Raw genomic sequence first — 23,329 nt, 5'->3', positions numbered from 1 at the left:
AGGCGCGCCCGCCGAACGGCCCAGCACGGTCTCCGCGTCACCGCGACGACCGTGCGGGCCTTTTGCGCCGCCGCTCGGCTTCGCCCGGCGGCTGCCCGGTTCGCCCGCCTTGCCTGCATCGCGGCGGGCCGAAACGATCCGCTCCCCGCCGGTTCCCGCGCCGCTCTTGTCAAAGCGCTGGCGCTCGAGCCGGAGGCCGATGCCGCGCTCGATCTGGCGTAGCTCCTCGTGATCCTTCGGCGCTACAAACGTAACGGCCACGCCTTTCTCCCCGGCGCGACCGGTCCGGCCAATCCGATGGATGTAGCTATCTACATCCTGCGGGATATCGTAGTTGAACACGTGCGTCACACCTTCAACGTCAATACCGCGCGCCGCTACATCCGTAGCTACCAGCAGCTCCAGCTTGGCTTCCCGAAACGCCCGCATCACCTGCTCGCGCTTGCTTTGCGACAAATCGCCGTGCAGTTCGTCGGACTTGAAGCCCGCTTCCTGCAGCGCTTCATTCAGCTTGCTCGCCCGGCGCTTCGTGCGACAGAAAATAACGGCAAGATAAGGCCGCTGGCTGCGAATTTTCTCGATTAGCGCCTCCTGCTTCGTCCGGTCAGTGCACTCTACGACCACTTGCCGGATGCTGTCCAGCGTCACTCGCGACGTCTCGGCAATCCGGATATCCCGCGGCCGGTCCATGTACGTTTTGGCCAATCTTTTTACATTATCGGGCATGGTTGCAGAGAACAGCATCGTCTGCCGACTGCGAGGAACAAGGCGGATGATCTCCTCCACCTCTGCAAGAAATCCCATATGCAGCATTTGGTCCGCCTCGTCCAGCACCAGCATGCGAACGGATCCAAGGGTAAGCGACCCCCGCCGCAAATGGTCAAGCAAACGGCCCGGCGTGCCGATGACAAGCTGAGTACCGCCTTTTAGCTTGCGCAGCTGCCGTTCAACGTCCTGGCCACCGTAGGCTGCCAGCACAGATAAACCCTCGCGGGCTTCCGCCAGCTTGCGTACTTCCGCTGTAATTTGAATCGCCAGCTCGCGTGTCGGCGTTATGATGAGCGCCTGTGCATCCGGCCGGTCCGTTCGGATTTTTTCCAAAATAGGCAGCAAAAAGGCCAGCGTCTTCCCGGTACCGGTCTGTGCCTGAACCATGACATCCTCTCCGGCTAGCAGCACCGGAATGGCTGACTCCTGCACCGGTGTTGGGGATACGATGCCTTGTCCCTGTAATTTTTGAAGCAGAGCGGGCGAAAGGCCCAGGTTTTGAAATGTTGTCAACAGGATTCACCTCATATTTTAATAAACACAGCTCCATGTGAAGAAAGCTTAATTTCCCCTAGTATAACTAGCTTCTACCTGAAAAATCAGACATGCGTGGGTGTCTAAATGTATTATGTACATTTATTTTTTACATTTAGGCGTCCCCCGCGTCAACAAGTGCAAAAAATACATCTAAATCGAGGTAGGCATACTCATCCCTTCGTTTTTCGCCCATTTAAATGCACCTTTTACAATTAAAAAAATGAAAACGGGATGTACCTCAAAATTAGATGTAGAGAATGCAGCTATTCTGATTTTTGGCTATCCTAAAAGTCGCGTGTACCACTGGGGTTATATTTTCATCATCTAATGGTCCCCTTATTGTAACAGAGGTCGCCGCACGATCCAACGCACGAACTGGAACACGCACTAATATTCGAACTCAAGCACGAAAAATATCCTGTTGCCTTAAGTCAATTCAAAATTTTCCCGATTTATATATGGAATAAAGCAGCCAGAGAAACATAAGTGTAGCTACGACCGAGCCGATCTCGATCGCCGGAAACTTCCACAGCACCGTAGGCATTCTTGCTAAGGAAGAACCGATAATCAACCCGACCATGATAATGCTAAAAGATAGCAACACAATGCTAAAAGATACCCGGTTACTGATTTGGTCCAACTTGCGCAGAAAATGCTCCAGCTCCGGTAAATCCATCTCCACTCTCATTTTCCCTTTGCTGATCAGCATCGACAAATTACGAACCTGCTGCGGCAAATCGGACAAGGAATCCGCCATATCGATAACTCCGTCGATCAGCTTTTTTCGTACACGGCGCGGTCCGTATCTTTCCTTGAGCAGCTTTTGGCCGAACGGCTCGGCCATATCGAGAATTCGCAGCTCCGGATCGAGGCTAAGCGCCACCCCTTCCACAGTGATCAGCGCTTTGCCAAGCAGCAGCAAATCGGCAGGTATGATAACGTTGTGGCGCTGGGCTACCCCAAACAGATCATTGATGGCCTCCCCGATCCGAATCTGAGCAAACGAAGTGTCGTAGTAGCGGTCACGAAGCTGTTCCATCTCAAGCTTCAGTCCCGCCATATCAACGCCCTCATCCAGCAGTCCCATGCGGAGAATGGCCCGCACCATACCCGCGCTATTCTTCTTCATCAAGGAAATGACCAGAGAGGCCAGATGATCCTTCATCTCATTGCTGAGCCGCCCGGCCATGCCAAAATCGATAAAAGCCAGATCTCCGTTAGGCGTAACCAATAAATTTCCGGGATGCGGATCAGCATGGAATAGACCGATGTCAAATATTTGATGAAGCAGCGCATAAACGAGGCGATGTGCTAGATCCTTGGGATCAACACCCTGCTGTTTTATCTCTGGCAATCTACTAAGATGCAGCCCTTCGACAAAGTCCATCGTCAGCACCTTTGACGTCGTATACTGCCAAAATACATTGGGAATGTAAATTCCCTTCTCCTCCTTGAACTGGGAGCCGATCTTTTCCATATTTCGGCCTTCGAGACTGTAGTCCAGCTCCGACCGGATCGATCTGGAGAACTCGTCCACCATTTGCGGAATTTGATAACGGGAAACCCAAGTCCACCGTTTTTGGGCCCGCGCCGTTAAAGTCTTTAAAATATCAAGGTCACGTTCTATAACCGGGACTACGCCCGGTCTCTGGATTTTGATAGCTACCCGTTCACCCGTAGTCAGACGTGCTTCGTGCACCTGTCCGATGGACGCGGCTGCTAAGGGCTCATTGTTGAAGCTGCCCAACAAATCTTCTACCGGCATTTGCAGTTCCTCTTCCAAAATTCGCCGGGCTTCCTGGGCTGAAAAAGGGGGGACTTGATCCTGAAGCTTGACCAGCTCCCGGGTGATCGACTCGGGAAGTAGGTCGGTGCGAGTACTAGCGAGCTGTCCTACCTTGACGAAGGTGGGACCCAGTTCTTCGAGTACGAGCCGGATTCGCTCACCAAGCGTCCGGGTCTCGGTTTTCACTTTTTTGCGGTGGAGTGGACGAGGCAGAAGTCTGGTCAATCCGACGCCTTCAGCCATAAACCCAAAGCCATGGCGCCCCAGCGCCATGGCTATTTCACGATAACGACCGGAATGACGAAAAAAGCTGATCATGGCTTAAGGCTGCTGAAGTTCAGCAAGCTTAATTTCCAGTTCTGCTACCCGCCGAGTTAGGTCCTCCACCTCTTTAGCCGAAGCTAGTCCCATACCCTGAAGTGTCGTTCTTACCTGCTCGTTCACCATTTCTTTAAAACGGTTTTGTTCCTCTTCCCCTCGGTCGATCAGCTTTTCAACGAGCTGTTTTGATTCCGATGGAGCCAGTTCACCGCGTTTTACTAAATCATCCACAATGCCCTCAATTTTTTCCTTGCTAACCATTGTAATGCCAAAGCCCAGCGAAAATGCCTTCTTCAATAAATCGCTCATAACCAACCGTCCTTTCCACAAAAAAGGTTTGGATGTTGCCTAATCCCATTATAACCCCAATTTGTGAAATGTTTAGCATTCCTTTATCACACCCGACTATTAGTTCTCCGATTGCTGATTTTCGGCCTTCAACGCTTCTGTCTCCCCGGCGTAATAACGGGCCAGCTCTACGATCATACTCCCCATTCTTTCTTCCTTAGGCGCCAATACGCGCGGAATACCGGCCTCATGAAGACCTGCCGCTGTCACCTTGCCTACGGCAACCGCTAGAACCGGCCCCTCCAGCACCTCGAGTAAAGCAGCTAATTGCCCCTGTTTGTTGGCATGCTCCAGCAGGAAGCGAACCTGAGGGCCGCTTGTAAAGGTAACGGCGTCTACACGTTCGTTCACAATATCATCTAAGAGCTGCTCCAGTACCTCCTCCGGTGGAGAGATGTGCCGATAAGGGAGCACTTGGGTAACGCTAGCCCCCTGGGCCTCAAGCCAGCTTACCAATCTAGGCGCCGGGTCCCCATGGAGCTGCAGCATCACTTTTTTACCTTGAAAATCAAACTCCTTAAGCCCACGGATCAGCCCCTCTGTGCTTCCGTCATCATCGCGAACGATAGGGGTCAACTTGCGTTTTTTTAAGGTGTTTGCCGTTTTGTAGCCTCTTGCAGCGATATGGTTTTGCCGCAGCGCATCCCACAGCTGCAGGGCTACGTCCATATCCTCCGCCATGTCAAACAGAGCATCCAGTCCCATTCCCGTCGTAAAAATCGACCAATCCGGCGGCTCCTTCACCCAGGAGACAATGCCGCTACGCAAATCGAGGTCATCCAGCAGCACCGTTCCTTGTGCTGGGCGATACAGCGGAATACCGCCCAAGTTCTCCACCAGCTTTCCGAGCTCCTGAGCCCGTCTTGGTCCCGTCAAAGCGATCCGTTTTCCTTCCAATCTCCGTGCCATGCCTGCCTCCTTTGCCTGCTCAAGTTTTCTTTTCAGCTTATACGACTGTGAAAAAGAAGTAAATCATCTTCTTATGAGAGCCGCTTCGTGGCCCCCAATCATTTATCATTTCTTATATGTCTTTCGAGAACCCTGGCGAAAAATCACCGCCAGGTCCTTTAAATGTGCAACTAGTTACGGTTGTGGTATGAATTCACTCCACTAAATGTATTTAGTACAGCTATTTTCGGGCGAATTGCGAAATTCTGAATTTTAATTGTAAAACCTGCAGTTAACATATATATATTTCAAAAAAACGCCGGACCAGGCTGGTTCCAGCGTTTTTTGCACTTTTATTGAATCTTAAATTTATGGATTAGCGTTCTCAGCTTTTCAGCCATTCGCGATAAGTCGGCAGATGATGAAGCAATCTCTTCAACCGAGGCCAATTGCTCCTGCGCCGCCGCGGAAATCGTCTGTGTATTTCCTGCGGTTTCTTCGGAGATAAGCCGGATATCCTTAATGGAATCCGTCACTTTCTCAGCCCCTTGCGCCAGTTCCTTCGCCGAGACCGCCACGTTTTCCATCTTGACCGCCGCACCTTGAACCGCTTCTCGAATTCGTGAAAAGGAGCGGCCGGATACGTCAAAGGCTTCTCTTCCTTCCCGCACACCGTTAATGGCGCTGTCCATCGAAGTGATGGCCCGCTCCATTTCCCCTTGGATGCCGGCGATCAGCTCGGCAATTTGGTGTGCGGATTGCTCTGATTCCTCCGCGAGCTTGCGGACCTCCGAGGCCACTACGGCAAAGCCGCGTCCATCCTCGCCGGCCCTAGCCGCCTCAATGGAGGCGTTCAAGGCGAGCAGGTTCGTTTGCTGGGCGATGCCTGTAATCACCTCAACGATGCCGCCGATATTTTCCGTTCGTTCACTCAGTGTTTTCATGACAGCGCCCAATTCGTCCATCGTTTGTTGGATATGATTCACTTTGTCGACGACATCAAGTACAGAGGCATTCCCCTCCTCCGTAACCCCGGTTGTGCGTTCCATCGTTTCGGTGACAGCCCGAATGTGCTCCGACATGACGATAACCTGCTCAGACATCTTTTCCACACCATCCGCACCGTTTTCCACTCTTTGCAGCTGACGGTCGCTTCCGGTCGCCATTTCCTGAATCGCCACCGTAACGTGCTCGATCGCCTTTGTCGTTTGCTCCGTACCAGCTGACAATTGTTCTGCAGACAAAGTGACCCGGTCCGTCGTTTCCCGAACGTTTGTGATCATACTGTGGAGATCGTCCACCATTTGTTGAAAATGATTCGCCAGATTGCCGATTTCGTCTTTCCGGTTCAAATATTCCACCCGCTGGGTCAGATCCCCGGAGCTGATTTTCTGCGTGGCTTCACTTAACCGGTCAAGCGGGACAGCCACGAAACGAATGTTAAACAATGCTGCGGCAATGGCCAAAGCGACAGATATTCCAAAAATCAAAAACCATGTGTTTTCCAACTCTCCGTTAAGCACCAGGTCGAGAATACTGGGGACCATAGCTACTGAAATAATAGTCGCCAGCAGAGCAAATCTAACTTTTCTTCTCATATGTACAGGTCCTTTCCATAGAAAAAATACGACGGTTTTTCAGCATGGAAAATCGTTAATCTTTCCAATCATCTCCTTAAGCTCTTCAGCTTCAACGTATTATACTCCTTCGCTTCATAGTTGAACATTGTATAAAAAGGAAGCTCTCCTATTGATATGGAAGATATCCAGCATCCACTCAAAGGAGAGCTTTTTGGCAGTTTTAACATTTGCGATTAGGTGTCAATCGGCCAGCCGATATCCGACACCGCGTACAGTAGTGATATATACGGGATTTGCGGCTTTATCCCCTAGTTTTTTGCGCAGGCTCTTAATATGCACATCTACGACGTTACTGCCGCCAAGAAAGGACGTACCCCATACCTCGACGAGCAAATCCTCCCGAGACAGAACCGTGCCTTCGTGCTCGAGCAGCTTGACCAGCAGCTCATATTCCGTCTTGGTCAGTTCAATCTTGGCTCCGCTGCGATAGACGGCCATCTTCTTCCGATCGATCCACAAATCCTTAAAAATCGCCGGGGATGTACCGGTAAGCAAACGGGAAGCCGGTCTGCTCGCTCCGCTGCTGCGAATAATCCGCTGTGCATGATACACAATTTCCATCGGTCTGGCCGGCCATACTAACAATTCCTGTTGAAGCAAACCCTGGTCCAAACGAGATAACATCGACTCCTTCACGAGCAGCAGCGAAGGGATTCCACCGGTTTCTTGATGCGCCAGCGACTTTAATACGGCCGACTCCTCATCCTCCCGATAGGAGGTTAGATCAAAAATGAGCAAATCCGCCGACAAGGCGTTGCGGAGTCCTTGCTCCCAGTGGTGAAATACTAAAACGTCAAAACACCCCTCCGACAAATCCCGAACCAGCTCATGAATGTCGCTTGGAAAGGGGCTAATAACAATCACTCTTTGCGTTACGGGACAAGCCACACGCCCCATAGTCAAATCATCCTGAGTAAGCTCCTCGTTCACAGAATTTTGAAAAGACGGTGTGGAAATGGACTGTCCCTTTATCGTTACTTCTTCTGTTGACATGTCGGACATACCCCCCCGAATACGACATGGGCATGATGTACATCATAACCGGTCTCCTTGGCAACGGCACGGCTCCACTCCTCAGGCACGTGAGACATTACCTCGTCAACTCGCCCGCAAACCTCGCACAGGATATGCTGGTGGTCGTCGAGCTTACCGTCGTACCGGCATGCAGCCTCGCCGAGCTTCAGTTCGCGAATCATTTCTTTATCCGTTAAATACCGCAGCGAGTTATACACGGTACCATATGCAAAATTATATCCCTGTTCCACAAGGCGATTCATCACTTCAGCCGCTGTCGGGTGATCGTGAGAATTGCGAACGACATCGTACACCGCTTTGCGCTGGGTCGTCAGATTTAAAGATTTCATCTATGATCAATCCTCATTGGTTTATTTTTAGAATTAGTATAAGTCTTAATTTATACTCCGTCAAGATATACAGACCTGTAATATGTTCCGAGAAAACGACTTGTTTCCAATTGTCATTGTGTGGAAATAATGAGCATTAAATACGAGCCATATCCTTCAAATTAACTTGCTATCAAGGAGGAACCCGACATGAATCATGATCCAGCTAAATCCGAAGGACTACCACGATATCCGGAATCCATGTGGCGGAAAACGACATCTCTCCCCACCTTTTCCAAACTAACCGAAGATATCGACACCGAGGTCGCAATTATCGGGGCAGGTATCGTGGGCATTACAACCGCCTACTTATTAGTCCAGGCAGGTCTTAAAGTGACCGTTATCGATGCGGGTAAAGTCCTGGACGGTACAACCGGGCATACGACCGCCAAAATCACCGCCCAGCACGGCATGATCTATGATCAGTTGATCAGCCATTTCGGCCGGGACAGCGCCAGGCTGTATTATGAAGCGAACGAGGAAGCTCTGCAATTTATCGCAAAAACAGTCAAGGAGCGGAGGATTGAGTGCCAGTTCCGCCATGAGGATGCCTACTTGTACGCGGATTCGGACCAACAGCTGAAACAGCTCGAAGCTGAATGGAAAGCTTACGAGGAGCTCGGTCTGCCTGGGGATTGGTTAAACGAGCTGTCCCTTCCGCTCGAAGCTAGAGGAGCCATCGTGCTGCATAACCAGGCTCAATTCCACCCGCTTCACTATTTGCAGGAACTGGTATCCTACATTACGAAGCATGGCGGAACGTTCTATGAGCATACGACACTAAAGGGCTCCGTTGAGAATCTGGATGGCGGTCGGCTTAGGCTTGCGACCGATGACGGTCCCTCCATCGTCTGCAGTCATGCCGTTTCGGCCTCTCACTTTCCGTTTACCGACGGAAAAGGCTTTTACTTCACCAGACTGTACGCGGAACGTTCCTACGTGGTCGCCATCGAGCCGGAACAAGCCTATCCCGGAGGCATGTATATCAATTGCGGCAATCCGAAGCGCTCGCTTCGCTCTGCCGAATGGAACGGGAAAACCGTCGTTTTGGCCGGCGGGGAATCCCATAAAACCGGGAAAGACGACTGCACGTTCAAGCATTATGAGGAGCTTGAGAAATTCGGCAGGGCGATTTTTGGCGCCAAGTCCATCCCTTTCCGCTGGTCTACGCAGGATTTAGAAACACTCGATAAGGTACCTTATATCGGCCACCTTACTTCGAACCATCCGAACATATATGTTGCCACAGGGTTTGGAAAATGGGGCATGACGAATAGCACCGTGTCCGCCTTGTTAATCAGGGACCTGATTCTAAAGAAAGAGAATCGCTACACGGAATTGTTTACGCCTTCCCGTTTCATTGGGGAACCTACCGTGAAGAACTTTTTCGCGCAGAACGCCGATGTAGCCAAAGAATTAGTAACGGGAAAAATAGAGATCGTCCACCTGAAGCCCGAAGACCTCGTACCCGATCAAGGGGCGGTGGTCAAGCATCAAGGAAAACGAGCGGGAGCTTACCGGGATCCGAAAGGACTCCTGTATTTAGTCGACACCACCTGTACGCATCTGGGCTGTGAGGTAAAGTGGAATGAAGCGGAGCGCTCTTGGGATTGTCCGTGCCACGGGTCAAGATTCAATTATAAGGGAGAGGTCATCGAAGGACCCGCTACGGAGGACTTGCCTCGGCTTAGTCGGCAACCGGAACAGGAGAAAAGCTAGCGTTCTAAATGATATCTTAACGGTACCTGCCATCTCCCGATGGACAGGTGCCTCTTTCTATATTCACTACCTTGCATTAATCAGTACCGTGTGTTACTATGTTCACATTAATACTGATTAATGTTCAGTACTGTAAAAAAAACGACAATTAGACGAAGAAATATTAAGGAGGCGAGAGAGTATTGGATATCAGTATCCAATTCAAGAAAGGCGCCTTGGAGCTTTGCGTCCTTGTTCTGATTCATGAGCGGGATCGTTACGGTTACGAGCTCGCCCAGTCCGTCTCCAAGCATATTGAGGTCGCCGAAGGGGCGCTCTATCCTCTGCTTAGAAGACTGGTCAACGAGGGGTATTGCACCACATATCTGCAGGAATCCACGGGAGGCCCACCACGTAAATATTACAAGTTGACTCCGGAAGGCGAAACATACATGCATCAGTTGGTGATTGAGTGGAAGCAGTTTGTCCTTAACGTATCGACATTAATCGAGAAAGGAAGCCGAAAATGAACAGAATGGAATTTATGGCGATTCTTGAGGCGAATCTCTCCGCTCTTCCCCCGGAAGAGCGGGGTGAACTGCTGGAGGATTACGAAGCACATTTCTCAATTGGCTTAGAAAATGGAAAAACGGAACTGGAAATTGCCCAGGAGTTGGGTGATCCGGTTGAACTGGCCAAGGAAGCCCTCGGCAATCGTTACGTACCAAAGGAGCATGTTTACTGGTTTGGCCCTGAAGCTTCGGGAAGGGAAAATGCTAAGTCTGCGGGGGAAACTGCCGGAGTTCACCGGGCTAGTCAAACATTTGCTGGTGGATTAAACGCAGACGGTTCAACCGGTAATTTCTCTCCCGTCCGGACAGGAAGAGGGGTTTTTGCAACCTGGACGGTTTATACCGGCTTATTTTTTCTAAACGCTATTGTTGCCCCACTAATCCTTTCATTGTGGGCTATAGGAATTAGCCTTGCCGCCTGCGCGCTATCCGGCCTTATCAGTCCACTAGCTTTAGGCTTAGATTATTTGGTGCACGGCAATTTTTACCCGGCAAAAGGCTTTGCTGTTATTGCATTAATTGGTATCGGCATTTTACTTACGATCGCTTCCCGTCATGCCTTCAAAGGTTTGAACCGTCTCACCAGTTCTTACTTGGCATGGAATGTGCGTGTAGCGAAGGGGGGCAAATGAAATGAGCAGCAAAAAGTGGTCTATTCTTGCGATTATCCTTATCCTGCTAGGCCTTGCTGGAGCGACATACAATAAATTTGAATTCGGCGATGACTATCCTTCTTTTCATCAAAAATGGACCTTTGATCAAGATGCACTTAAGGCTTTAAGCATTGACAGCAGTTATGATGTAGACATGGAATTCATCAAAAGCCCGGACGGAACCAATTACGTTGAGGTTAGCGGCAATATGAAGCAGCAAACGATTAACAAGATCAAGCAGGCCAAAATATCAAGCCAGACGCTTGAACTGCCAATGAACGATGATTTCTACTGGTCCTTTCTTACAATAAGTTTTCAATCCACCAAACAGCACATCGTCGTAGCGTTAGCCAATCCTAACGCGTTGGATCGGATTGACTTTAAGGCAAGATCTAACAACGGTCATTTTACCGGACTTCAAGGGAAGAAGATTCATCTTACAACCATCTCTGGGAATCTTCATGCAGATTCCATTGTTGCTGACGAATTAAAGCTGTCCGCCACGTCTGGCGAAATTTCCGCCTCCCAAATCCAGGGGGACACGGACATCGGTCTGTCCTCGGGGAATATTCGGGTCGAAACGCTGAGCGGTTCGCTTCAAGCGAAAACGACCTCCGGCAACATCACGGCGGAAGGTGTGACTGGAAACGTAGATGCCTCGGTCGGGAGCGGGAATATCCGATTCACCAACTTCACAGGCGACGGAACATTTCACAGCATGTCTGGGAATGTCACGCTTATGGACCAACGGTCCGATAACCTCGATATTCGCGTCGGCTCGGGCAATGTGAGCTTGTCTAGTGATCCGGATTTCAAGGGTACCTACGATTTACGCGCAAGTTCCGGGAATGTTACCGCTCCGGAATCTCCGGGAGAAACGTCTGATATTATCAAGGCTCGCTCGGTTTCCGGCAATATTAAGGTTAAATAAATTCTACTAAGCATGATCGCAAAAAAAGCGCGGGGATTGGGCTGTAAAGCCCTGTCCCCGCGCTTTGCTGCTTGGCATAGTTTGCTTCAATCGGTCTCCTTCTGGGCAATCCGGTTAAGGAAAGCCCGTGCCCGTTCGCTAGCTGGATTCTCCAGTACCTCCCGGGCCGTTCCGGACTCAATGATGGTCCCTTCATCCATGAGCAGCACCCGATCGGCCACTTCGGCGGCAAACTTCATTTCGTGGGTGACGATGACCATCGTCCTTCCCTCTTGGGCTAGCCCCTTCATCACCTTTAGCACTTCTCCTACCAGCTCGGGATCCAGTGCTGATGTTGGTTCGTCAAACAGCAGCACCTCCGGATTTACCGCCATCGCCCGAGCGATGCCGACCCGCTGCTGCTGACCTCCCGACAACTGGTGCGGATAAAAGTCCGCACGCTCCCCTAGGCCTACTTTATTCAGCAACTCCATGGTACGGGTCCGCGCTTCCTCCTTGGACTTCCGCTGCACCTGAATCTGCGCTTCCATGACATTTTGCAGTGCAGTCATATGAGGAAACAAATAATATGATTGAAAAACCATCCCCGTTTTTTTACGGAGAGCCAGTACCTCACTATGCTTCAGCTTTCTTCCCTCAGAGAATTCAAGCTGCACATCGCCAATCTGTATACTACCCCGATTCGGCAGTTCAAGCAGGTTGAGGCAGCGGAGCAGCGTTGTCTTGCCTGATCCTGAAGGCCCGATGATAACGAGCACCTTGCCCTGATCAATTTGCAGGTTAATCCCCTTGAGCACTTCCAGCGGACCAAACTTCTTATGCAAATCGCGGATTTGTATCATCAATAGCCCTCCTCACCTCGCCGAGAATCGGTCTAGCCGCTTCTCCAAATAGTTCTGCAGCCCAGACAGCACGGTACTGAACAATAAATAAATGACCGCCGCCTCGCTGTATACGAGCAGCGGCTCATAAGTCGTTGAAGTAATCTGCTGCGCGGTCCGAAACATTTCCGTATAGGTCACGGTTGCGGCCAAAGATGTGTCCTTCACTAAGCTGATGAACGAGTTCGCAAGCGGTGGTACTGCGACCCGCGAGGCCTGCGGCAGAATAATTCTCCGCAGAGCTTGAAACCGAGTCATCCCAATCGAATAAGCAGCTTCCCACTGCCCTTTATGAATGGACAAGATCGCCGCCCGTACGATCTCCGAACCGTATGCCCCTACGCTAAGCGTAAAACCTATGACCGCGGCCGGAAAAGGATCCAAAGTTACCCCAACAGAAGGCAGACCATAAAAAATAATAAACAATTGCACAAGTAACGGGGTTCCGCGAATAACCCAAACATAAAATTTGGAGATGGCTTGCAGCGCGCGCCAGCTCGACAACCGGGCCAGCGCTGTAACAATGGCTAATAGCAAGCCGAGAGCAAAGGAAATCAGTGTAAGCGGAACGGTAAAAGCAACCCCTGCTTTTAGCAGGGGCAGCAATGAGTCGAGCAAAATTTGCCACTTTCGTTCATCCATATCCAAGCATCCTTTTCAAGAAGGGTTCATTCAGAGCGCATCAAACCTTTATTTCGAAACATCCTCACCAAAGTACTTTTTGGAGATTTCCAGATATTTACCATCGTTCTTCATATCGGCCAGCGCTTTATTGACGGCTTCTACCAATTCGGTATTTCCTTTATTGAACAAAGCTGCACTTTCCGCCGCTTCCGGCATCTCATCAACGACCTTCAGCGGAACGTCCGGTCTTTGTTTCTTCAGATCCAGATAGGACAAACCATCGTTCACGGTAACATCGATTCGTTTGGACAGCAATAGATCGATCGCTTGGTTGAAGCCCTCGGTAGCTACGATTTCCGCTCCGTTTTGCTTGGCGATATCCGTCAGGTTGCTCGTCAGCGATTGTCCTGCTTTTTTACCCTTTATATCCGCGAATTTCTGAATATCCTTATTGTCCTCGCGAACGATCAGAACAGCGCGTGAAACGATGTACGGGTCCGAGAAATCATATTTCTCTTTACGATCATCACGAATCGTGACTTCGTTAAAGACGGCATCAAACCGCTTTGCATCAAGACCGGCAAAGATGCCGTCCCATGGCGTTTCGATGAATTCAGGCTGAACACCGAGGCGCTTCGCTACTTCCTCCGCAATCTCTACGTCAAAGCCGGTAAGCTTGCCGGATTTATCGTGAAAGGTAAACGGTGCGTAAGTTCCCTCGGTACCAATTCGCAGCTTGCCGCTAGACTTAACGGCTTCAAGCGTGTTCTGTGCAGTTGGCTGCTCGGTTGTTGTAGTCCCCTCCCCTGCTGCTCCTTTGTTTTCTGCCTGATTGTTACCGGTTTTATTAGCTCCGCAAGCTGCCGCCAGCAGTGCAGTAAGGACGAGTGTGAGTACAAGTAAGCTGAGTTTTTTCATAATGTTCATTCCCCCATCGTTGTAAGAGTTTATTTAAATTAATTTATTTCCTACTATTTCGCTCGGTTTAAATGAATCTTACACGCTTCGACATTATCCGTCAACGGTTTTTTCTCATAATTCCAATGTAAATTATATGCTTTTCAAAATTTGCCTACTTTGCCATGCCCAAAAATAGTATATCCCGTTCCGCAATACTTGATTTTTCCAAATCCAGAGAATATAATTTAACGTAACTATATGAAAAGGAGGTGGGTAGAGTGGATCGTAAATTTGTGTGGAGTCGAGTTAGCCAACTGCCAATGGCAATGTTTGGCATTGTTCATGCTGCAGCCCGTAACGGGATCAGTCTGTCCATTTTTAACAATTCGATATCCATTACAAATTGCGAAATGCCGCTCCTACCTTAACCTCACGGACTTTGTGTGCTTTAAGAAGGCTGCAGGATTTCCTGCAGCCTTCTTTTTGTAACTAACGGGCGCTAGTAGAACAGAACAGCAGCCCCTGAGCCTAAGGATGATGCTTTCGGCAGGACGGCATAGGCCGAAGGAGATTATAACCATGATGATTCAATGTCAAAATATACAGAAATACTACGGCGCCGAACTGGTGCTTAGCGATGTAACGTTTGAAATTAAAGAAGGCGAAACGGTAGGGCTTATCGGCCGAAACGGTACAGGGAAAACTACAATGATGAAGCTGCTAACTGGTAGTGAGCAGCCAGACCAAGGCCAACTCTTCATCCGCAAAAACACCCGGATCGGTGCCCTGTCCCAAATTCCTGATGTTCGCGAGGGTGAAACCGTTTATGATGTGCTGTTAACCGCCTTTACGCATCTAAGACAGATGCAGGCGGAAATGCAGCGCCTTGAGACGGACATGGCTGCATCCAGCACCGGGGATAACGGTAGTGGCAGCCATGCCACGCTTGAAGTGATGCTGGGTCAGTACGGTGCCTTGCAGGAAGCCTTTGAACGCGGTGGCGGCTATGAAATCGAGGCATCGATTGAAAAGGTTTCCGCAGGGCTAAGCATACCTGCTGACCAGTTCTCCCGTCCCTTCTTTTCCCTATCTGGTGGGGAGAAGACGAAGATTGGGCTGGCAGTCATTTTGCTACAGCAGCCGGATCTTTTACTCCTCGATGAACCGACCAACCATCTGGACATGGCGGCGATTGAGTGGTTGGAGTCCTTCCTGCGTTCTTTTGCCGGGACGACCATCGTTATCTCCCATGACCGTTACTTTCTCGATGCCGTTACCTCCAAAATCGTAGAGCTTGAGGATGGCGAAGCGTTCACTTACCCGTGCAACTACAGCGCATATAAAGAAGAGAAAGAGCAGCGGCTGCTTCAGCAATTTGCCGATTATCAGGAGCAGCAGAAGAAAATAAAGAAGATGCAGGAAACGATTAAACAGCTAATCGAGTGGGGTAATCGCTCCAACCCGCCGAATCCAGGCTTCCACCGCCGGGCTGCTTCGATGCAGAAGGCGCTGGATCGGATGGTGAAGCTGAAACGGCCAATTCTGGAGCGCAAACGAATCGATCTGCAGCTGCAGCAGTCAGACCGCTCGGGGAAAGACGCGATCTTACTGCGCGAGGTAGGTACCTTGGTCGGCGGGCGGCGTTTATTCAGCGGCATCAACCATACACTCCGCTATGGTGAGACGGCCGCGCTGATCGGCGGCAACGGGGCGGGCAAAAGCACCCTGCTCAAAAATATTCTCGGCTTCGAAGCCCATGCCGAAGGCGAAATTCGTTTAGGCTCTAGGGTTGATGTCGGCTATCTCGCCCAACAGACTGCGCCCTCGGATCATGACGAGACGGTGCTGCAGTACTTCCGAGACGAGATCGGGATCGAGACAGGCGAAGCCCGAAATCAGCTGGCCCGTTTCTTGTTCTACGGCGCAGATGTGTTCAAAAAAGTAAGCAGCCTCTCGGGTGGAGAATGGACCCGGCTGCGACTCGCCATTCTGATGCACCGCAAGCCAAACCTGCTGCTGCTGGACGAACCGACCAACCACCTGGATATAGATTCTCGGGAGGCACTGGAGGAGGCGCTCGAAGAGTATCCGGGGACGCTTCTAGCGGTCTCACACGACCGCTACTTTATAAATAAGATAGCAGGTCAGATATGGGAACTGGACCATGGGAGAATGCGCGTCACCTTCGGCAGCTATGAGGATTACAAGGAAGAGCTGGCAAGAATGAACGTTCAGGCCGGGACAATTGGCACTGATACTAGCACAGCTAAGAACAGCCCCATTAATATTGAGGTTAATATGGCCGGAGCGCTGTCCAAGAAGCCGAAAGTCGCAGGCAAAACGCAGGCGAACCCGTCCCTGCTCCGCAAGCTGGAGGGTGATATCGCAGCGCTAGAGGCGGAGCTCGCGGCAGTGGACGCCGCGATGCTTGAGCCGGAGGCCGCCTTCGACGCCTCGCGGCTGACGGAGATTCAAAGCCGGCGGGATGACCTGCAGCAGCGCCTTGAAGAGCTGATGGAGCGATATTTTACCCTGTTGGACGAATCTGAAGAATAAAGGAGGAGCCCTTAATGAGTGGCACCGCAAAATTTCATTTGCATCTTGAGGACCCGCGTGTTCAGGCGCTGTCTATGGCCGATCCGCATATGGGAAAGCTGATCACACTGATTGGAAGCTTAACGACTAAACCGCAAGGCCCCTATTTTGCCGAGCTGGCCAGATCGATCATCAGTCAGCAAATTTCCGTTAAGGCCGCAGCCACCATTCGCGGCCGAGTGCTGGAGCTTGCCGGGGAGCTATCCCCGGCAGCACTCTCGGCCCAAAGCGATGCCGATTTGCGGGCAGCCGGTCTGTCGGCCTCCAAGGTCGCATACATTCGCGACTTATGCAGCAAGGTGCTATCCGGTGAAATTGTACTGGAGCAGCTTGAGCATATGAGTGACAATGATGTGATCGATCAGCTCACCTCCGTCAAAGGCATTGGCAGGTGGTCCGCAGAGATGTTCCTCATTTTTGCTCTGGGGCGCGAGAATATCGTATCAGCCGGTGACGCTGGTCTGCAGCGTGCCGCCAGGTGGCTTTATGCTATGGAGGAGCGCCCTGACCGTAAGTATTTACAGCAGGTAGCTCCTGCCTGGACGCCCTATGGCTCGATCGCTTCCTTATATTTATGGGAAGGGATCAACCGGGGTCATGTCGATTCCGGAGAAACCTTTGAAGAACGGTTCGGCAATCCCTCCCTATGACGGTTGCGCCGTCTTTGGATTGCATATAGAATAAGATATTGGTATAGAAAGGAAATCATTTGGATTCATGTGGATTACAATATATGAGTAGCGGGGGTCGAATAAGTTGTTCTCACGGTCAGAAATTAGCCGTCCGACCAAAATGGTCCTGATCGGTTTGATAGCCTTTGTCGGCATTGTCTCCTGCATTATTGTACTTACGTACAATAATTATTTTTTGCTGGGAGACCCGATTAAACCGAATAACGATGATGTCAAGTACATTCAGTCCTCTAGACTTCTGCTGAACCAGGGAGTTCTGGCCTATAATTCAGGGGAAGAGCCTTCGGCCTTTATTATGCCCGGCCTGCCGCTCATTCTGTCCGGACTGATGGCGATTTTCGGCCAAGACCAAGGCGGAGTGATCGCCTTTCGCCTATTTCAATGCGCACAGCAGGCACTATGCATCTACTTGATTTTCTGGATCTGTAGACGGATCTTCAATGATCGCGTAGCGCTTATAGCATGTATCGCCAGTGCTTTATATTTACCGGACTACTTCTCCTCGGGGGTTATTTTGTCGGAGACGACGTTCCGCACGATTCTTCTACTGTTAGTATGCTGCACTATACTAGCGATGGAACGGAAGGGTTCCGGCCTTTATATCCTCATAGGCGTACTGACGGCGGCAGCGGCCTATTTCAAACCGCACGCCTCGCTCTACCCAGCCGTTTTACTTATTGTATGGCTGAGAACGCGGCTACCTTGGCGACTCATGGTGAAATACACCATGCTGATGGGGATTACTTACATACTTCTGCTTACTCCATGGTGGATCCGTAACTGGGTAACATTTCATGAGTTCATTTTGTTCACGAATTCTGGCGGCAGTCCGTTTCTGCTGGGGACTCGTATCCACGGACAACTGCCACCGGCCGGTTTCTTTGAAGCTTATCCGCAGTATGATCCGAAGACAATTTTTCAGGGGGCCGACAGCGCCGCTTTTCATAAAGGACTCGATATTGCGAAATACGGGTTCATCCATGAGCCTTTGAAATATCTGTATTGGTATACGCTTGGCAGATGGGTTGAACTGTACTTTCACCCGTTTTACTCCCGGCCGTTTTGGCCTGTAACCCGTCCTGTCATGAACGTGATTCAAATCTGGCTGATGGTCATTAATATGGCCGGAATCGTTTGGGCGCTGATCAAGTCGAAGTTAAACCAATTGCTTCCTCTTCTCCTGGCGCTTGGGTATTTTACGCTGATTTATTTTCCGTTTGTCGCTTTTAACCGCTACGGGTATCCGAACATGGTACTGCTAATTATGTTTGGGGCGTATTTTGTGGACAGGCTGATCAGTCGGTTCCTGCCTCGTCCCTTAAAAAAGGCGGAACGAAAGGGGGCCTCAGCGACGTGAAGACACTTATCATTATCCCTGCGTATAACGAAGAAGGCAGCATCGCTTCGGTAATACGGGATATTCATCTTCTTGCGCCGGATGCGGATGTTCTCGTCATTAATGACGGCTCATCCGACCATACGGAAATGTATGCCCGGGAAGCAGGTGCCCGCGTAGTCACAATGCCTTTTAATGTAGGAATCGGCGGTGGGATGCAAACCGGATATATGTATGCCAAGGAAATGGGGTATGACATCGCCGTTCAAATGGATGCGGACGGTCAGCACCCCGCTCAGGAGCTGCCGAAGCTGATTGCTAAGGCGAGCACGAATGATCTCGTGATCGGTTCAAGATTTGTGGCCGAGACATCCTATCATTCCTCCCCGGCCAGAAGAGTGGGAATTGTGTTCTTTTCGATGCTGGTGTCGCTGGTCACAGGGCAGAAATTTACCGATACCACCAGCGGTTTTCGTGCGGCTGGGCGAAAGGTAATCGACCTTTATGCCCACTATTATCCGGTGGATTATCCGGAGGTAGAGTCGATTGTGTACTTAAAGCGAAAAGGCTGCCGGATCGCCGAGGTAGCGACCGAGATGAACCCGCGTACTACCGGGAAATCCTCGATCACGCCGGTGAAATCCGTCTATTATATGATTAAGGTGACGCTCTCCGTGCTGATGAGCGCTATCCGTTACGATAGAACGGCGGTGCAGAAATAAATGAGCATTTATGTGTTGTCCATCAGCATTGCTTGCTTGTTCCTAGTATTCGTCCTAGAGCTGGTGCGAAGACAAAAATTGAGGGAGCAATACTCCCTGCTATGGATCTTATTCAGCATTATTCTTGTAATCATTTCGCTTAACGTTTCCTTTGTAGAATGGGTGGCGGACCGCCTTGGAGTAAAATATGCTCCGGCGGTGCTTTTCCTGTTCGGGCTCATATTCTGCTTTGCATTTATTCTTCATTTAACGATCGTTATTACGCGGCTAACGGCACAGGTGCTCCGGCTTACACAGGAAATAGCGATTCTGAAAGAACGGGAGGCTCTCCATGGACAAAACGATTAGTTATCTCCTGCTGCTTGGAAATATCCTATTGCTTGTAACCGGCCAAGTGCTCTTTAAAGTCGGGCTGACACGCTCCGGCGGACTGCACTGGGTCAAGCTGATGACATCCCCTTACGTTATTAGCGGCGTTGGGCTGTATGCGATCGCCACCCTGCTCTGGTTTGCCGTGCTAACACGGTTGCCGCTGAGCGTCGCTTACCCGATGCAGGCAATGGCTTACGTCCTCGCACTCGTTCCGGCTTATTTTATATTTAACGAAACGATTACCGCTACGAAGCTGGCCGGAGTAGCAGTTATTTTGTGCGGCGTGTACCTGCTGGCTAAGTAATGTAAGAGATTCACGACCAATGAAGCATGTTCAAAGTGGATGTGGATGCTATGCTGATCAAGCGTAGTTCGTCCACTTTTTTTATACTTCGATACGTGGGTATTTTAACGAACCTGATAAGCGCTATTTGATAGAAAATAGGGTAATTTCAAATGTAACGAACCCATACGGCGCTATTTAGCAGGTTATGACGGTTTTTCGAGGTTTTTGCGGCAAATAAGAATGAGTAGGTTCGTTAGATGATGAATCCCTCTATTTTTAGTCAAATAAGAACGTATAGATTCGTTAGCGCCTGATCTCGTCTGCACCTCGCCTATCTCTAATTGGGCTCCTTTTTATAAAATTTGCCTGACAATGGAAACTATTCTGCGGTTTATCACGTCTAATCAATATAGCTTCCAATGTTTACTAGCTATTAAAATATTCGGGAGGTTGGGATGAGTTTGACAAATTGGGTACGCAAAATAGCTTTATTCGGCATGGTGACCAGTTTATTGGGGGCGGCAGTTCCCGTCCATGCTGCGGAATCGAAGACGAGCGTCTACATTAACGGAAATATGTCCTGGGACGCTTTATCTGTAAACGGACGCACCCTAGTACCGCTAACCACATTGAAGGATCCGGATTGGAGCATTGCTTACGATGCGAAATCCAAGACGGTGAAGCTGCAAGCCGGCAAAAAAATCATTGAGCTTAAGTCCGGGCAACCGACCGCCCTGATAAACGGGGAAAGTGTTAAGCTAGATGCATCGATGACTGTCAAAAACGGAACTACTTATGTGCCACTACGATTTATTTCCCAAACGCTTGACGGTTTCGTCTCCTACAATAAGGAGAAAAAGCGCACCATCATCCGTACACCATTAGGTCAGCAGCAGTACAAAACGATGATGAATGGCGACTTGACAGAAGCCCGCGAAATCGTTGCCCGGCTTCCGTTCGTTTTTGAAGACGGATTGGAACAGCTGCCCTATACCGGGGAAGGGTTTACTTATGACCATACTTTTCCGCGAGGTGAGGCCCTTCGCCAGATAGAAGACTACAAGGGAATGACGACGTATGGAGAGGTCGATGAGGACGGTCTGTTGATCGCGAAATGGCAAAAAGACAGCTTAGGCAATAAGATTGAGATCGGGACACCTCCAAAGCCGTTTGGGGAAAGCGTATATTTCACGGATGCCGTTATGTCTGAAGTACTGCTTTACGGGACGATTGACGCTAAAGGCGTCAAGACAGAGCTTGGAAGAATTGAACGAAGCACCGGGATGCACAAGGTAGCCGTCTCAATCAAGGGAGAAACCCGAACAGACAGCAAAAAACCGGTAGCTGAACTTAAAATAACGAATAAATAGGGTTTAATTTAGCGATATCGCAAACAAAAACAAGGCTGCCTATATGGTAGCCTTTGATCTTTTTTACGCTTGATATCTATTAAGCTTTTCAATTTTTGTGATGACAATCACCATACAGCCTCTTTTTGCTTGGTAGGGTAATAATACAAACCTCCATGGGACCAACATTATCGAAAAGAAGGTGGAATCGATGACCTGCCATACATGCATAAATGCCGAAGATGGTCGCCTGTCCTGCTTGTCACGTGTTCCAGTCTTTACACAACTAAGCGATGCGGAGGTAGATCTGCTTCATTCCGTAATGCAGACCTCGCATTATCATAAAGGAGAGTTTATTTTTCGGGAGGGGGATCGGTCGGATTCCCTGTTTGTCTTGAACCGGGGCATCATTAAGCTAACTAAGCTCGAGGATAACGGAAAAGAGCACATTTTGCGGCTGCTTTTTCCCGGGGATTTCTTTGGGCAATTTGCTCTGTTGCAGGAAAAACCGCATTACGCCAGCGCTCAGGCAGCCGATACAACCGATGTATGCCGCATTTACCGCAAAGATTTTTTAGACATTTTACGCCGAAGCCCGGACACTGCGGCTCGGTTCATGACGGCACTAAGCGGGCAACTGGAGGAAGCGGACGGCTGGGCCGCGGTACTCACGCTGCTGGAGGCCGACCGGAGGCTGGCGAAGATGCTGCTCTATTTTCGGCAAAAATTTGACCCGTCCTCCGCTGAATTTACGCTGCCCGTGAGCAAAAAAGAATTAGCCGGGATGATCGGCGCCACCCCGGAAACACTCAGTCGCAAGCTTCGCCAGTTGACGGAGAACGGCATTATCGCCGTTTCGAACCGGAAGCTGCGTATTATAGAGGAAGCAGCCTTGCGCCGTTTGGCTGGGGAGATTTCTCCACAGTCCGACAACATCTAATCAAAGAATTGGCCAAACGCCATATTCGCAATCATTCCGGCGAAGCCGGCAGCCTTGCGGTAGGTCGTCGTCACCGGCGTCCGATCCTGTACATCGTTCTCGATCACGGGTTTAAACAACGCAATACCTTGCTCTTCTAGGCGATCAACCGTTTCTGCGAAGCGGTTCCACGCGATCCGCTTCACCTCGGGACTTCCGCAGCGCCAGAAAGCCATCGTGATTTCCCAGCTTTGGCTCCAATCGCGAGCCCACCAGGGGGCTTCGGTTGCTTCCGATGGGGGAGCCTTCATCGCATCTTGAATCGTCGCCATCGCACTCCTAGATACATCATTCCAACGCTCGCGCAGCGCTTCGTCCAGCAGCGGCAGCGAGGAATGAGCCATTTCGATGATCGTCGCTTGATAGGCGACGCTGTTTCCCATAACGACGGAACCGTCCCAATTTTCAATATAGGGCCACCATCCCGCTTCGTTGCGGCCGAAACGATCAGCCAGGTGGGCAAATATTTGCCTCACCTTCTCCAGATAGACTGGATTTCCAGACAACGCATAGGCTCTGTCAAACGTCCGAGCGGCGTACATATCCCCGTTCAGCACATCGAAATCCTCGCCGGGACGCTTTAGAATCACAGCCGGATTCTGCGCTGCGACTTGCGTAAGCAAATATTCCGCCGAGTGGATCAGGCTCTCCCGAGCCACCTCGCTGCCAACCGCCCGATGCAAATGGTACAGACTATCGGCTGTTGCTCCTACTTCGGCAATATCCACGACATCCGGCTCCCCCTTCTTGACATAGAAAGGCTGACCAAAACCGCCGCTTGGAAGCTGGCGCCGCCGCACTTCTCTGGCAAGTGCTCGCGCGATTTCCACCGACACCTCGGAAGCATTGCATCGCCCTTCCCAGGCGTAGAAAACCGCGGCGGCAGCTGTTGTGCAGCAGCTTGCCCGGTTGTCCAACTCGTCATCAATGATGTACAACTCCCCCGTCTCTAAGTCACGTCTGAGCAGACTGTCAAAGTAAGGCTTGACCCCGGCGATGACACGGGGGCCGATCGCTTCCATCAATGCAGAAGAATCCATATGTCCAT

24 protein-coding genes are annotated in these 23,329 nt (G+C 50.4%); 13 read left to right on the top strand and 11 right to left on the bottom strand.

What is annotated here, in order from left to right:
* From ACFQ3W_RS23715 to ACFQ3W_RS23685, 7 genes are all read right to left on the bottom strand, one after another.
* A partial coding sequence (locus tag ACFQ3W_RS23715) for a DEAD/DEAH box helicase (RefSeq protein ID WP_379321707.1) occupies positions 1-1,281 on the bottom strand: 1,281 nt, incomplete at its 3' end.
* A 460-nt stretch (positions 1,282-1,741) separates the two neighbouring features.
* Complete coding sequence (locus ACFQ3W_RS23710; RefSeq protein WP_379321706.1) at positions 1,742-3,409, bottom strand: ABC1 kinase family protein; 1,668 nt, start codon at positions 3,407-3,409, stop codon at positions 1,742-1,744.
* Positions 3,410-3,412: 3 nt separating this feature from the next.
* Positions 3,413-3,721 (bottom strand): phasin family protein, encoded by a 309-nt coding sequence (locus tag ACFQ3W_RS23705; protein ID WP_379321705.1) that lies wholly within the window; start codon positions 3,719-3,721, stop codon positions 3,413-3,415.
* A 99-nt stretch (positions 3,722-3,820) separates the two neighbouring features.
* Positions 3,821-4,669 carry a uroporphyrinogen-III synthase gene (locus tag ACFQ3W_RS23700; protein WP_379321704.1) on the bottom strand — a complete coding sequence of 283 codons (849 nt, stop codon included), beginning with the start codon at positions 4,667-4,669 and terminating at the stop codon, positions 3,821-3,823.
* A gap of 332 nt (positions 4,670-5,001) precedes the next feature.
* Positions 5,002-6,246 carry a methyl-accepting chemotaxis protein gene (locus ACFQ3W_RS23695; RefSeq protein WP_379321703.1) on the bottom strand — a complete coding sequence of 415 codons (1,245 nt, stop codon included), beginning with the start codon at positions 6,244-6,246 and terminating at the stop codon, positions 5,002-5,004.
* A 222-nt stretch (positions 6,247-6,468) separates the two neighbouring features.
* Complete coding sequence (locus tag ACFQ3W_RS23690; protein WP_379321702.1) at positions 6,469-7,281, bottom strand: winged helix-turn-helix transcriptional regulator; 813 nt, start codon at positions 7,279-7,281, stop codon at positions 6,469-6,471.
* Positions 7,263-7,652: a Fur family transcriptional regulator gene (locus ACFQ3W_RS23685; RefSeq protein ID WP_379321701.1), complete on the bottom strand. Its 390-nt coding sequence runs from the start codon at positions 7,650-7,652 to the stop codon at positions 7,263-7,265. Before ACFQ3W_RS23685 ends, ACFQ3W_RS23690 begins: the two co-directional genes overlap by 19 nt.
* A gap of 189 nt (positions 7,653-7,841) precedes the next feature.
* Here ACFQ3W_RS23685 and ACFQ3W_RS23680 point away from each other — a divergent pair, with 189 nt between their 5' ends.
* The 4 genes from ACFQ3W_RS23680 (at position 7,842) to ACFQ3W_RS23665 (ending at position 11,545) form a co-directional block, all read left to right on the top strand.
* On the top strand, positions 7,842-9,410 hold the full coding sequence (locus ACFQ3W_RS23680) for an FAD-dependent oxidoreductase (protein WP_379321700.1): 1,569 nt from the start codon (positions 7,842-7,844) through the stop codon (positions 9,408-9,410).
* Positions 9,411-9,592: 182 nt separating this feature from the next.
* On the top strand, positions 9,593-9,919 hold the full coding sequence (locus ACFQ3W_RS23675; RefSeq protein WP_379321699.1) for a PadR family transcriptional regulator: 327 nt from the start codon (positions 9,593-9,595) through the stop codon (positions 9,917-9,919).
* A complete protein-coding gene (locus tag ACFQ3W_RS23670) occupies positions 9,916-10,593 on the top strand; it encodes an HAAS signaling domain-containing protein (RefSeq protein WP_379321698.1) in 678 nt (225 codons plus the stop codon). Before ACFQ3W_RS23675 ends, ACFQ3W_RS23670 begins: the two co-directional genes overlap by 4 nt.
* Position 10,594: 1 nt before the next feature.
* On the top strand, positions 10,595-11,545 hold the full coding sequence (locus ACFQ3W_RS23665; protein ID WP_379321697.1) for a DUF4097 family beta strand repeat-containing protein: 951 nt from the start codon (positions 10,595-10,597) through the stop codon (positions 11,543-11,545).
* An 86-nt stretch (positions 11,546-11,631) separates the two neighbouring features.
* Here ACFQ3W_RS23665 and ACFQ3W_RS23660 read toward each other — a convergent pair whose 3' ends face one another.
* From ACFQ3W_RS23660 to ACFQ3W_RS23650, 3 genes are read right to left on the bottom strand one after another with little or no spacing between them, the layout of a single operon-like run.
* A complete protein-coding gene (locus ACFQ3W_RS23660) occupies positions 11,632-12,387 on the bottom strand; it encodes an amino acid ABC transporter ATP-binding protein (RefSeq protein ID WP_379321696.1) in 756 nt (251 codons plus the stop codon).
* A gap of 12 nt (positions 12,388-12,399) precedes the next feature.
* Positions 12,400-13,068, bottom strand: coding sequence for an amino acid ABC transporter permease (locus tag ACFQ3W_RS23655; RefSeq protein WP_379321695.1), 669 nt, complete (start codon positions 13,066-13,068; stop codon positions 12,400-12,402).
* Between the two features lie 48 nt (positions 13,069-13,116).
* Positions 13,117-13,968, bottom strand: a complete 852-nt coding sequence (locus ACFQ3W_RS23650) for an amino acid ABC transporter substrate-binding protein (RefSeq protein WP_379321694.1) — start codon at positions 13,966-13,968, stop codon at positions 13,117-13,119.
* 260 nt (positions 13,969-14,228) lie between these two features.
* On the opposite strand from ACFQ3W_RS23650, the gene ACFQ3W_RS23645 reads away from it, so the two are divergent.
* The 9 genes from ACFQ3W_RS23645 to ACFQ3W_RS23605 all read left to right on the top strand — a co-directional run bounded on the left by ACFQ3W_RS23645 (position 14,229) and on the right by ACFQ3W_RS23605 (position 22,242).
* Entirely contained in the window at positions 14,229-14,378 is a 150-nt protein-coding gene (locus tag ACFQ3W_RS23645) for an RAxF-45 family protein (protein ID WP_379321693.1), read from the top strand.
* Positions 14,379-14,529: 151 nt separating this feature from the next.
* The gene (gene abc-f, locus ACFQ3W_RS23640; RefSeq protein WP_379321692.1) at positions 14,530-16,506 is read left to right on the top strand and encodes a ribosomal protection-like ABC-F family protein; all 1,977 of its coding nucleotides are present in this window, start codon (positions 14,530-14,532) and stop codon (positions 16,504-16,506) included.
* Positions 16,507-16,520: 14 nt separating this feature from the next.
* Positions 16,521-17,195: a DNA-3-methyladenine glycosylase family protein gene (locus ACFQ3W_RS23635; RefSeq protein WP_379321691.1), complete on the top strand. Its 675-nt coding sequence runs from the start codon at positions 16,521-16,523 to the stop codon at positions 17,193-17,195.
* A 106-nt stretch (positions 17,196-17,301) separates the two neighbouring features.
* Complete coding sequence (locus ACFQ3W_RS23630; RefSeq protein WP_379321690.1) at positions 17,302-18,594, top strand: ArnT family glycosyltransferase; 1,293 nt, start codon at positions 17,302-17,304, stop codon at positions 18,592-18,594.
* Entirely contained in the window at positions 18,591-19,295 is a 705-nt protein-coding gene (locus ACFQ3W_RS23625; RefSeq protein WP_379321689.1) for a glycosyltransferase family 2 protein, read from the top strand. The genes ACFQ3W_RS23630 and ACFQ3W_RS23625 overlap by 4 nt, the downstream gene beginning before the upstream one ends.
* Positions 19,296-19,643 carry a DUF2304 domain-containing protein gene (locus ACFQ3W_RS23620; RefSeq protein ID WP_379321688.1) on the top strand — a complete coding sequence of 116 codons (348 nt, stop codon included), beginning with the start codon at positions 19,296-19,298 and terminating at the stop codon, positions 19,641-19,643.
* Positions 19,627-19,971 carry an EamA family transporter gene (locus ACFQ3W_RS23615; RefSeq protein WP_379321687.1) on the top strand — a complete coding sequence of 115 codons (345 nt, stop codon included), beginning with the start codon at positions 19,627-19,629 and terminating at the stop codon, positions 19,969-19,971. Before ACFQ3W_RS23620 ends, ACFQ3W_RS23615 begins: the two co-directional genes overlap by 17 nt.
* A gap of 437 nt (positions 19,972-20,408) precedes the next feature.
* Positions 20,409-21,323, top strand: a complete 915-nt coding sequence (locus ACFQ3W_RS23610) for a copper amine oxidase N-terminal domain-containing protein (RefSeq protein WP_379321686.1) — start codon at positions 20,409-20,411, stop codon at positions 21,321-21,323.
* Between the two features lie 190 nt (positions 21,324-21,513).
* Positions 21,514-22,242: a Crp/Fnr family transcriptional regulator gene (locus ACFQ3W_RS23605; RefSeq protein WP_379321685.1), complete on the top strand. Its 729-nt coding sequence runs from the start codon at positions 21,514-21,516 to the stop codon at positions 22,240-22,242.
* Here ACFQ3W_RS23605 and ACFQ3W_RS23600 read toward each other — a convergent pair.
* Complete coding sequence (locus ACFQ3W_RS23600; RefSeq protein ID WP_379321684.1) at positions 22,239-23,321, bottom strand: hypothetical protein; 1,083 nt, start codon at positions 23,319-23,321, stop codon at positions 22,239-22,241. The genes ACFQ3W_RS23605 and ACFQ3W_RS23600 overlap by 4 nt on opposite strands.
* Between the last annotated feature and the right edge of the window lie 8 nt (positions 23,322-23,329).

This window comes from Paenibacillus puldeungensis (assembly GCF_042678945.1).
Lineage (GTDB): Bacteria > Bacillota > Bacilli > Paenibacillales > Paenibacillaceae > Fontibacillus > Fontibacillus puldeungensis.
This window is presented reverse-complemented; position numbering and strand designations above follow the sequence as displayed.